Annotated in this window: 8 protein-coding genes and 1 tRNA gene; 5 read left to right on the top strand and 4 right to left on the bottom strand. The window is 69.1% G+C overall.

Features of this window, described 5'->3' with window-relative positions; all coding sequences use genetic code 11:
- The 3 genes from DMC18_RS27185 to DMC18_RS13930 form a co-directional block, all read left to right on the top strand.
- Window positions 1-1489: beta galactosidase jelly roll domain-containing protein (locus DMC18_RS27185; protein WP_199232577.1), on the top strand; the 1489-nt coding region annotated here is incomplete at its 5' end.
- Window positions 1490-1528: 39 nt separating this feature from the next.
- A complete protein-coding gene (locus DMC18_RS13935) occupies window positions 1529-2638 on the top strand; it encodes a glycoside hydrolase family 105 protein (RefSeq protein ID WP_058350578.1) in 1110 nt (369 codons plus the stop codon).
- A 93-nt stretch (window positions 2639-2731) separates the two neighbouring features.
- On the top strand, window positions 2732-4366 hold the full coding sequence (locus tag DMC18_RS13930) for an MFS transporter (RefSeq protein WP_110122030.1): 1635 nt from the start codon (window positions 2732-2734) through the stop codon (window positions 4364-4366).
- Between the two features lie 278 nt (window positions 4367-4644).
- Here DMC18_RS13930 and DMC18_RS13925 read toward each other — a convergent pair whose 3' ends face one another.
- The 4 genes from DMC18_RS13925 to DMC18_RS13910 all read right to left on the bottom strand — a co-directional run bounded on the left by DMC18_RS13925 (window position 4645) and on the right by DMC18_RS13910 (window position 10331).
- Entirely contained in the window at window positions 4645-6468 is a 1824-nt protein-coding gene (locus tag DMC18_RS13925) for an ATP-binding protein (RefSeq protein ID WP_110122031.1), read from the bottom strand.
- Window positions 6469-6655: 187 nt separating this feature from the next.
- Window positions 6656-8098 carry a glycoside hydrolase family 28 protein gene (locus DMC18_RS13920; protein WP_110122032.1) on the bottom strand — a complete coding sequence of 481 codons (1443 nt, stop codon included), beginning with the start codon at window positions 8096-8098 and terminating at the stop codon, window positions 6656-6658.
- Window positions 8095-9072, bottom strand: a complete 978-nt coding sequence (locus tag DMC18_RS13915; RefSeq protein ID WP_110122033.1) for an alpha/beta hydrolase — start codon at window positions 9070-9072, stop codon at window positions 8095-8097. Before DMC18_RS13915 ends, DMC18_RS13920 begins: the two co-directional genes overlap by 4 nt.
- 8 nt (window positions 9073-9080) lie before the next feature.
- Window positions 9081-10331, bottom strand: coding sequence for a rhamnogalacturonan acetylesterase (locus DMC18_RS13910; RefSeq protein ID WP_110122034.1), 1251 nt, complete (start codon window positions 10329-10331; stop codon window positions 9081-9083).
- A 227-nt stretch (window positions 10332-10558) separates the two neighbouring features.
- On the opposite strand from DMC18_RS13910, the gene DMC18_RS13905 reads away from it, so the two are divergent.
- Window positions 10559-10633, top strand: a tRNA-Lys gene (locus tag DMC18_RS13905).
- Window positions 10634-10816: 183 nt separating this feature from the next.
- Window positions 10817-11635 (top strand): hypothetical protein, encoded by an 819-nt coding sequence (locus tag DMC18_RS13900; RefSeq protein WP_233248155.1) that lies wholly within the window; start codon window positions 10817-10819, stop codon window positions 11633-11635.
- Window positions 11636-11767: the final 132 nt, after the last annotated feature.

Genomic DNA, 11767 nt, shown 5'->3' with positions numbered 1-11767 from the left:
CGCCGGCGAAGCCGGCGAGACCGTGCTGCGCTATGCGCAGGCCCCCAAGGTCGAGGTGCTGGAAGGCGACGTGACGTCGGCCTTCGACGCCGCCAAGGGCGACCTGAAGCTCACCTACAGCCACACGGGCCTGGCCCGCGTGCGCATCACCGGCGGCGGTCGTCCGCCGCTCGTGCTGCTGCTGGCCGACGAGGCGACGGGCCAGACCTTCTGGCGCCAGGACACCCCTGCCGGCCCCACCCTGCAGCGCGGCCCCGGCCTCGTGCGCACCGCCGCCGTCAAGGGCGGCGTGCTGTCCCTGACCGGCGACACCGAGACCGAAAGCCCGCTCGAAGTCTTCGCCCCCAAGGGCGTCAAATCCGTCCGCTGGAACGGCGCCGCCGTCGCCGCCAAGGTCACCGCTTCGGGCTCGCTGCTGGCGTCCAAGGCCCTCCCCGGCCCGGCCGCCGTCACCGTCCCCGATCTGGCCAAGCTCGACTGGAAGACCGCCGCCGGCTCGCCCGAGTCGGATCCTGCCTTCGACGACAGCGCCTGGGCCAAGGCCGAGGGCAAGCGCGGCGGCTCCACCGTGCGTCCGCCCACCGGCCAGCCGGCGCTCGACATGAGCACCCACGGCTTCCACAACGGCGACGTCTGGTATCGCGGCCGCTACAAGGGCCGCGCCGACATCGACACCCTGACCCTGCACTACGGCGCCGGCGGCGCGGGGATGCTGCAGGTCTGGCTGGACGGCAAGTTCCTGGGCCAGCACGAGCTGGACGGCGGCCTGCCCCGCCCGATCACCACCGGTGTGGCCACCTTCAAGCTGCCGGAAGACCTGCGCGGCGACGGCGAGCACGTGCTGTCGGTGATGGTGCGCAACAACGGCCACAACTGGGACCTCGACGCCGACGACTTCCACAAGGAAGCCCGCGGCCTGGTCTCGGCCTCGCTGTCGAGCCCCACCAGCTACAGCTTCGCCGTGCCGATCGCCTGGAAGATCCAGGGCAACAAGGGCGGCGAGGACATCGCCGATCCCGTGCGCGGCTCGCTGAACGAAGGCGGCCAGTACGGCGAGCGCAACGGCTGGCACCTGCCAGGCTTCCCCGATCAGTCGTGGGCCAAGGCCGACATGGCCGCCACCCAGCCCTACGCCGGCACCACCTGGTATCGGACGAACTTCGACCTCGCCTTGCCCAAGGACCAGGACGTGACCCTGGGCCTGACGATCGGCGATCCGAAGACCCCGCGCTCGCCGGGCCGCTACCGCGTGCTGATCTTCGTCAACGGCTGGAACATGGGCCAGTTCATCGCCCATGTCGGCCCGCAGCGGACCTTCGTCCTGCCGAGCGGCATCATCGATGAGCACGGCAAGAACACCATCGCCCTGGCCGTGACCAGCGACGGCGCTCCCGGCGACGCCCTGGAAGCCGTCAAACTCGAAGTGCTGCGCAACGTGGAAGGCGGTGTGCCCGTCGCCCGCGTCCCCGCGCCGAACTACAAACAGTAGGCCCCCGCCTACTCCAGACCTACCTTTTAGGAGACTACCGTGCCCAATCTCGCTCACGGCATCGAGGCCAAGGACGTCAAGGCCAAGATCGCCCTTCTGATCAGCAACCTCGTCGACATCACCGACGAGACGGGCGAGTTCCTGCTGCGCCTCGACGACGGCCGCGTCATCGACACCAAGGGCTGGAACGACTGGGAATGGACCCACGGCGTGGGCCTCTACGGCCTGTGGAAGCAGTACGAGATGTACGGCGACGAGCGCGCCTTCGACATCATGACCAAGTGGTTCGCCGACCGCTTCGAGGCCGGCACCCCGACCAAGAACATCAACACGGTCTCGCCGTTCCTGACCCTGGCCTACCTCTACGAGGCCACCGGCGACCACACCTACATCCCCTACCTCGAGACCTGGGCCGACTACGTCATGTACGAGGGTCCGCGCACCGAGGAAGGCGGCTTCCAGCACATCGTCTTCAACAGCGAGAACCCGCAGCAGCTGTGGGACGACACGCTGATGATGAGCGTGCTGCCGCTGGCCAAGATCGGCCTGCTGCTCGACCGCCCCGACTTCGTCGAGGAGGCCAAGCGCCAGTTCATGGTCCACATCAAGTACCTGGCCGACCGCAAGACCGGCCTGTGGTTCCACGGCTGGACCTTCGAGGGCCGTCACAACTTCGCCGACGCCCTGTGGGCCCGCGGGAACTGCTGGGTGACGATCGCCATCCCGGAATTCATCGAGCTGCTCGACCTGAAGCCGGGCGACGGCCTGCGCGCCTTCCTGATCGACGCGCTGGAAGCCCAGATCAAGGCCCTGACCAAGTTCCAGGACCAGGAGTCGGGCCTCTGGCACACGATCATCGACGACAAGACCTCGTACCTGGAAGCCTCGGCCACGGCCGGCTTCGCCTACGGCGTCCTGAAGGCCGTCCGCAAGCGCTACATCGGCAAGGAATACGAAGCCGTCGCCATCCGCGCCATCAAGGGCGTGCTGGCCAATATCGACGACGCCGGTGAACTGCAGCAGGTCTCGTTCGGCACCCCGGTGTTCGACACGATCCAGGGCTACAAGGACATCCCGCTGACCTCGATGCCCTACGGCCAGTCGCTGGCCATGCTGGCCCTCGGCGAGTTCCAGCGCGCCTTCATCTAAGGCTCGCGCATCTTCGAACTACCCGGTCCGCTCCCTGGGAGCGGACCGGACTTGGGGGCGAAAAGACCCCCTCTTCTTGGGAATGAAACGAACATGGCCACGCCAGACCCCCGCAAACCGTCCTGGGTCACCTATTGGGGCTGGGGCTCCGGCGACATGCTGGGGGCCGGCGCGCAAGCCGTGATCACCGGCTGGCTGGCCTACTTCTTCATCACCTTCTGCGGACTGTCGCCGGTCGAGACCGGCCTGATCCTGGGCCTGCCGCGCCTGCTCGAGGCGATCACCTGCCCGCTGATCGGCTACATCTCCGACAACCTGCGCCACACCTGGATCGGCCGGAAGGTCGGGCGGCGGAAGATCTTCCTGCTGGCGACCATCCCGCTGCTGCCGGCCTTCGCCCTGATCTTCGTCACCGGCAAGCCGTTCCTCTACTACCTCGTGACCTTCATCTTCTTCGAGTTCGTCTACACGATGTTCCTGATCCCGTGGGAAACCCTCGCGGCGGAAATGACGAAGGATTACAAGGAGAAGGCCAAGTTCGCCGGCGTGCGCATGATGGTCGCCCAGACCTCGGCGATCCTGGCCTCCTACCTTCCGACCCTGATCATCAACCACTTCGGCGGCAAGGACAGCCCCAACACCTTCCTGATCATGGCGGCCATCTTCGGCGGCCTGTTCAGCCTGGTGGTGCTGCTGGTGGTGCTGTTCACCTGGGAGCGCCCCTACACCGAGGAAGAAAAGCTGATCCAGCCCGAGCCGATGGACTGGAGCAAGGCGGCACTGATCCCGGTCAACATGTTCCGCGACCTGTTCTCGACCCTGAAGCTGAAGGCCTTCCGCCAGCACCTGTCGCTCTATCTGGGCGGCTACATCAGCCAGGACATCTTCAACACCGCCTTCCCGCTGTTCGTGGCCACGGTGATGGTCGGCTCGACCCTGGTGATCTCCCAGGCCATGACCATGATGTACGTGGCCCAGCTGATCTCGGTGATGGTCGCCATCCGCGTGATCATCAAGACCGGTCCGACCGCCGCCTACCGCATGGCCATCAGCTTCGTCGGCGCGGCCCTGCTGCTGTTCCTGGGCTTCTACCTGGTCAAGCCGGCCGGCTTCTCGGCCGGCGTGGCGGCGCTGAACGGGAACATCTTCACCGCCCTGCCCGGCGCGGCGGGCTTCAACCCCACCGTCCTGCTGTGGCTGTTCCTGCCGATCATCCTGGCTGGCCTGGGCCGCGGCACGCTGAACTTCGTGCCCTGGGGCGTCTACAACTACCTGCCCGACGTCGACGAGGCCGTCACCGGCCTGCGCCGCGAAGGCATCTTCGCCGGGGTCATGACCTTCGTGCGCAAGATCGCCCAGTCGGGCGCCATCCTGCTGACCACCAGCCTGATCGGCCTGGGCGGCTTCGTCTCGGCCGCCAAGGGCGCTCCGCCCGTCCAGCAGTCGCCGGAAGCCATCCGCGCCCTGGTGCTGGTCATGGTCGGCGGCCCGCTGATCGTGATGATCGCCGGCATGCTCATCTCCTGGAAGTTCCGCCTCAACGCCAAGACCCACGAGGTCCTGGTCCACGAAGTCGAACGCCTCCGCGCCGGCGCGACGCAAGCCGAGACTCCTGAGTCCAAGGCCATCGTCGAAGACCTCACCGGCTGGAAGTACGAGACCCTCTGGGGCCGCGGCGCCAAGGCCAAGCCGGCGGTCGGCGAAGACCACATCCCCGACATCACCTGACGACGAACTTCAAAGCCCTTCCCCCTTGATGGGGGAAGGGTTGGGATGGGGGTGGAACCGCGCGTTCCGCCCCCATTTTCGTTTCAGGACCAAGCGCCGTAGTCACCCCCATCCCCGGCCCTTCCCCCATCAAGGGGGAAGGGAGAAGTAAAAACCTTCCCCCATGGGGAGGCGGCCGAAGGCCGGTGGGGGACGGTTTCAGCTTTCAGGGCGTGGGTGAGTTTGCAGCCCCCCCACCGATCGCTTCGCCGACACCTCTCCCTTCAGGGAGAGGGCCCCTAAGCCGCTTCCGCCTGGCTCCAGCGCGCCACCGTCTCCAACAACCGCATCGGGTTGATCGGCTTGCCCAGGTGGTCGTCCATGCCGGCGGCCAGGCAGTTGGCGACCTGTTCGGGCAGGACGTTGGCGGTCATGGCGACGATCGGCGTGTGGCGTCCGGCGTGCTCCAGGGCGCGGATGCGGCGGGTGGCGGTCAGGCCGTCCATCACCGGCATCTGCACGTCCATCAGCACCAGATCATAGGCCTTGCCGGCCTTGAAGGCGTCGACCGCCCCCACACCGTCGACGGCCGTCTCGACCTCGACGTCGAACGGCGCCAGCAGCGCCCCGATCAGCTCGCGGTTGGCCGGATTGTCCTCGACCAGCAGCACCCGGGCCGGCCGCTCCAGCGCCGCAGGCTGGGCGGCGACCGGAATGTCGGCGACCGTCTCGGTGATCGGCAGGTCGACCTCGAACCAGAAGGTCGAGCCCTTGCCCGGCGTGCTCTCCACGCCGATGCGGCCGCCCATGGCGTCGATGATCCGCTTGCAGATCGCCAGGCCCAGGCCCGTGCCGCCGAACCGCCGCGAGACGCCGGCGTCGGCCTGGATGAAGCGCTCGAACACCGCCTCGTGCATGTCGCCTGGCACGCCGATGCCGGTGTCGCGCACCTCCATCCGCAGGCGCTGGCCGACCGCCGAGGTCTCCTGGCTGACCGAGATCAGGATCCGCCCCTCGCTGGTGAACTTCACGGCGTTGGACAGGAAGTTCAGGAGCACCTGGTTCAGCCGCGCGGCGTCGCCGACCAGCGGCTTGAGGCCCGGTCCGAACTCGACCAGCACCGGCAGGCCCTTCTCCTGGGCCTGGGTCTCGATCAGGGCGGCGGCCGAGCGGGCCATGTCGCAGGGACGGAAGGGTTCGGCGTCGAACTCCAGCCCCGCCTCCAGGCGCGAGAAGTCGAGCACGTCGTTGATCACGCCCAGCAGGGTGTTGCTGGCCTCGTGGATCAGCCGCACCTGCCGCGCGTCGGTCTCCGACAGGGCCGACGACTGCCGCAGCAGACCCGAAAAGCCGATGATCGCCGTCAGCGGCGTACGCAGCTCGTGGGTCATGTTGGCCAGGAAGTCGGCCTTGGCGGCGGCGGCCGACTGGGCCTCGTGCGCGGCCTGGGCCAGGTCCTCGGCCAGGCGCTTGCGCTCGGTGACGTCGCGGCTGGTGGCGATGAAGCCGCCGCCGTCCTCGGCCGGCACCAGCGAATAGGTGCTCTCGATCCAGATCCGCGTCCCGTCCTTGCGGCGGAAGCGGTATTCGAGCGTGCGGGTGTCGGTCGGCCCCTTCAGCTCGCGGATGGCCGCCACCGCCTTGGCCCCGTCCTCGTGATCGACGCCCAGCAGGTTCGGCGCGACCAGGAACTCCTCGGGCGTGTAGCCGGTCAGGCGCTCGATGGCCGGCGAATTGTAGAGCCGCTTGCCCTCGCGGTTCCACAGCGACAGGGCGTCGGTCAGGTTGTTGGCCAGGATGCCGTACAGCGACTCCTGCTCGCGCAGCCGCGCCAGGGCGCGCTCGGCCTCCAGCCGCCGCCGTTCGGCCTCCTCGGCCGACTGGCGCTGCACCTTCAGGCTCTCGGACAGGTCGCGCTTGGCCGCCTTCAGGCTCAGGCGCTGGCTATGGAGGAAATAGACCAGGGGTCCGCCGGCGATCGCGACGATGGTCATCGTCATCCACGGCGTGAAGATGTACGGCCGCGCCAGCAGCACCACGTTCACCACGTAGTCCGTCCCGACCGCCAGAACCGCCACGACGGCGATGGTGGCGAGGGTGCGAAGGATGCTGGCTCTGAACATGACCCCAGGATCGACGGCGCGACGGATCGAACGGCTCGATCCACCCCCGTTTGTCCATCATCTAGGAGTCCGAGGTGCTAAAATCGAAGCCTCGGAAGCCTCCGAAACGCCCATCGCGACGCTAGGCCGCAGGCTGGGCCGCACCCAAGGTAGCGCTTGCGCTCAAGCTCTCGCGAGCGAGGGTCGGCTAGCCGACCGCCGCCGTGCGGGAAAAGGCGTCCAGCGGCACGACCTTGCCGTCGATCCGCACCGGCGCGCGGGCGTCCAGATTCGCGTTCAGCGCCAGGCCGTCGATCGACAGCCCCTTCACGTGCCGCGCCCACAGGCCCCAGGCCGGCGGATCGCCGAACATCCTGGGCTCGGGATAGGCGTCGGCCAGGTCCGGCGGCTCGACGCCCGCCGCCTTGGCCCCGCCCAGGAACGACAGCTCCAGCCCCTCCAGCCGCACGTCCTCGATCGGCGCGTCCGGCAGGCCCGCCAGGATCACCGGCAGGTCGGCCCGCGCCTCGGCTCCGATCAGATTGCGCACCCGCACCCGGCGCAGCGCCCCGGCCTTGGTCCCCTCCGGCCCGCGCAGCCGCGCGCCCAGCCGCAGGAACAGCGGCGCGCTGGTCATCTCGACCAGCCGCACGTCCTCGATCTCGACGTCCTCGATGGTCCCGCCGTCGACCGTCTCCAGCGCCAGCCCGCGCGAGCGCTCCAGCAGACAGTCTTTGATCCGGATGCGGCGGAAGTCGCCGTTGCTCTCGGTGCCGATCTTGATGCGGCCGGTGACCCGGTCCTGGTCCGGCGCGATCCGCTGCTCGCGGCCAAGCGTCCCGTCCAGCACCGTCCCCAGGTCGAAGCCCGAGACGTGGCAGCCGACGATCTCGACGTCTTCGGTCGGCAGGGCCTCGCCCAGGGCCATCGAAGCCTTGAGCACGATGGCGTCGTCGTTGGGGGTGTTGACCCGGCAGTGAGCGATCCGCACCCGCCGACAGGCGTCGATGTCGAGCCCGTCGCGGTTGGTGTCGATCAGCAGGGTCTCGATCGCCAGGTCCTCGCAACCCGTCGCCAGCAACGCGAAATGGCCCCCGCGATGGATCGTGAAGCCCGACAGACGCACGCCTCGGCAGCGCTTCAGGGCGATCGACTTGTTGCCCTGGCCGATCATCGCCGCCCGCTCGGGGACCAGCTCGGCCATGGCTTCAGCCGAGAGGCCCACCATGCTCAGCGGAAACTCGCCGGCCTGCCGGCGCCAGCGCGAGCCCGGCCCCTCGCGGGTCAGGCCCTCGCCGTCGATACGGCCCGGACCGACGATGGCCACATCCTCCAGGTCCTCGCCCCAGATCAGGCTGTTGCGCCAATGACTATGACCAAAGTCCTGGTAAAGGTCGTGCGGATTGTCCTCGGGCGGATCATAGGCCCCGCCGTGCACCGCCGGATCGGCGGCGACCAGCGTGCAGCCCTCGTCCAGCTGCAGGGTCACCCCGCTGGCCAGCCGGATCGAAAAGCTCAGGTAACGCCCGGCCGGCAGCCGCACGGTCCCGCCGCCGGCCGCGGACGCCGCGACGATGGCCGCATTGATCGCGTCGGTGTCCAGCGCCTGCCCGTCGCCGACGGCCCCGAAGGCCGCGACGTCGAAGGTCACGTGTAGAGGCCGTGGCGGCGCAGGAATGGCGGCAAAAGCTGCGGCCAGCTCATGTCCAGGCCCTTGGGCCCCGTCAGGCCGAAACCGTGGCCGCCCTTCTCGAACATGTGCAGCTCGCTGGGCACGCTGGCCTTTCGCAGGGCCGAATAGAGCAGCAGCGAGTTGTCGGCCGGCACCACCTTGTCGTCGGCGGCGGTGGCGATGAAGGTCGGCGGCGTATCGGCCGGCACGTCCAGCTCGAGCGAGATCGCCTTGCGGCGGGCTTCGGAGGCGTCCGCGCCCAGCAGCTCCTTCAGCGAGCCGCCATGCGCATAGGGCGGCTGCATGGTCACCACCGGATAGAACAGCCCCGCCACCGACGGCCGCGTCGACAGCGTGTCGATGGCGTCGATTGGCGCATAGGTCTGGCGCTTGAACTGGGTCGACAGCCGCCCGGCCAGGTGGCCGCCGGCCGAGAAGCCCATCACGCCCACGCGCTCGGGATCCAGGCCCAGCTCGCCGGCCCGCGAACGGATGATGCGGATGGCCCGCTGGGCGTCCTGCAAGGCGACGTCCGGCCCCGCCGCCCAGCCGTCGGCCGGCAGGCGGTAGGTCATGACGAAGGCGGTGACGCCCTGGTCGGCGATCCACTGGTCGATGGCCCCGCCGGCCTTGCTGACCGCCACCCGCACATAGCCGCCGCCCGGGATCATCAGGATCGCCGCGCCGTTGGGGTTCTTGGGCCGGCGCATCATCAGCACCGGATCGGTGATGTGCAGGAAGGCCGTGTCGTTGGGATCACCGCCCGGCGTGCGCAGGATCACCTGCTCCTTGGCGGTCACCTTCTCGCCGCCCGGGGCCTTGCCCGGCCAGATCGGCTGGATCTCCAGCAGCGAGGCGGCGGGCTTCTGAGCCTCGGGAGCAGCGCCTTGCGCCAGGGCCGGGCTGGCGGCGGTCGCGCCGGCCAGGGCCAGGAGGGAGCGACGGTCGATCATCGGATACCTCAATTTCCGCGCAGGGCCGCGCTGCTGCGCGCCGCGCTGGGAGCCATGACGAAGCTGTCGGGCGGGGTCGGCCTGGCCGGATCGAACGATCCGACGTCGGCGCTGAGATGGCGCGCCAGCTCAGGAACGCCCGCCTTGATCCCCTCCACGATGCACCGCGCCAGCTCGTAGGCGCCGTAGTTGTCGTGGTGGGTGATGTCCTTGCCGCCGTCGGCGAAGGCCTTGGGCGCCTGCGCCGGCCCCAGGGCCTCGTAGAAGACCTTGCTCATGGCCGCCAGGTCGATGACCGGCACGCCCAGCTCCGCCCCTACCGCCAGGACGGCCGCCGGATAGTCGCCATGGGTGTTGACGATCCGCCCCTCGGCGTCGAACCGCCGGCGATGCATCGAGGTCACCAGCACGGGCGTGGCCTTCCTGCGCCGGAACTCGCCGACATAGGCCTTGAGGTAGTCGCGATACGTCGTGGCCGCCTCGACATAGGTCTGGGGCCAGTTTTCCTTCTGGTCGTTGTGGCCGAACTGGATCAGCGCGAAGTCGCCGGCCCGCGTCTGGCTCAGCACCTTGTCCAGCCGGTGCTCCATCAGGAACGACTTCATCGTCTCGCCGGACTCGGCGTGGCTGGCCACCGACACGGTCGGGGCGAAGAACCTGGGCAGCATCTGGCCCCAACCGGCCGCCGGCTCGAACGGCTGGTCGGTCACCGTGGAGTCGCCCAGCAGGAAGACGCGCGGCACGCTCGCCGGCTCCACGGTCATCCGCGCCACCTTGGGGGCCGGACCGCAGAACTCGACGGTCAGCCTGTCGTCCCAGTTGGGCGTGCCCTTCTCGCGCGGATTGAGGATCACCTCGGTCCCGCCCGGGGCGTTCTTGGGCGGCGGCGGCAGGGCGGCTGTGCGCACGTTGACCACGAACGCCACCTCGCGGCGCTCCTTGGCCTTGGTGCGGATCTGCTCGGCCATCAGCCGGCGGGATTCGGCCTTCACGGTCAGGTCGGCGCCGCCGTCCACCTCCAGCGTCACGCGCCAGTCGCCTTCCGGAACGGCGACCGAGAACGACCGCCCCTCCCCCGGCTCGAAGCCGTAGCCCGAGGCGGCGTCGTACAGACGGTCGGCGGCGACCGGGGTGAAACCTTCGCGCGGCTTGGCGGTGAAATCGAATTTGAGGGCGGTCATCGGCGTCTCTCCCGCCAGGGCGGCGGTCGCGGGCGCCAGAATCAGGCCGGCCAGAACGCTGCGTCGCTTCAGCTGCATCCTCGTCGGTCTCCCCCTCGCCCGCGGCTGACGGCCGCCGTTCTTCGCCGGACCATTCCCGAATATCGGCGCTCAGCGCAAGATATTTCACATGTCGCCACATCAAACCAATATATGGGACAAATAGTAGAGCCCGACGAACCGATCCGGTGAAACGCGGCTTGCGACGCATGGGAGGCCCGACTATGTTCCGCGCCGCTTCTCACGGCCACCCCCGTGTCGACAGCGGGCCGGTAGCTCAGTGGTAGAGCATTCGACTTTTAATCGAATGGTCCTGGGTTCGAATCCCAGCCGGCCCACCACCTTCCCTTTGAAATCCAACGTGTTTTGAGTTTCCCCTTCGGGGACCCGGGCGCCCGCGACGCCCCTCCCGCCCAAACTGCGCCTTGGTTCGAGGCGAACTCGGCTCAACCATTCGGAAGCCCCGCTCGATTCGTCTTCAACGGCGGATGACGAGTTGGCTTCAGGCGCGTTAGGGTCACGTCATGCGAAGTCTGCTCCTCCTCGCCGCCGCGCTTCCCCTGCTCGCCGCCTGCGCCAGCACCCGTGAACCGCCTCCGGAGCCGCCGCCCGAAAAGATCCAGACCACCTCCGAGGCCAACAAGGACGGCATCGGCGGCGCGGTGACCGCGCCCCTGCGCGACGTCAACCTGATGCGCACCAAGATCCCGCCGGCCCTGCTGGAGGCCATGCAGGATCCCTACGCCCGGCCCATGCCCTCCAGCTGCGGCCAGCTGACCGCCCTGATCAAGCCGCTCGACGCCGCCCTCGGCATCGACATGGACCAGGTCCCGCCCGGCGAGGACGAGGACCTGATGGACCGGGGCCGCAGGGCCGCCGGCGACGCCGCTCTTGGGGCCATGGCCAGCGCCGCCCAGGACCTGATCCCGATGCGCGGCTGGGTCCGCAAGCTGACCGGCGCCGAAAAGCACGACCGCCTCGTCCAGTCGGCCATGGCCTCAGGCGCCGTCCGTCGCGCCTATCTGAAGGGCCTGGGCGAGGCGCGCGGCTGCATGCCGCCGGCCACGCCCCAGCACCGCGGCGAGCCCCAGCCCGAGCCCAAGAAGCGCCGCTTCCCGTTCATGGGCGGCAACGACGCCCCCCCGCCGCCGCCGCCCAAGCCGCCGCCCTCGGTGGTCGGCCCGACGGTCGAGCCCATCCCCGACGTCCACGCCCCCCCGGCCGAGCCCACGCCGGCCGAAACCGCCAAGGCCAAGCGCAAACCCCGCTACCCCGTGGTCCCCGCCGCGCCTGCCCCGGTGCAGCCCGCGCCGCCGACGGGCCCCCAGGGACCGGTGGGGTAAAGATCCTCCCCCTCTGGGGGAGGTGTCGCGGAGCGACGGAGGGGGCGAGACTGGGTTCGGCGCATCCCTCCTCCCGTAAAATCCCCGCGAAAGCGGGGACCCAGGTGTTTTATCGTCGAGCGCCCTGGGTCT

This window comes from Caulobacter sp. D5, from assembly GCF_003185805.1.
Classification (GTDB): domain Bacteria; phylum Pseudomonadota; class Alphaproteobacteria; order Caulobacterales; family Caulobacteraceae; genus Caulobacter.
This window is presented reverse-complemented; position numbering and strand designations above follow the sequence as displayed.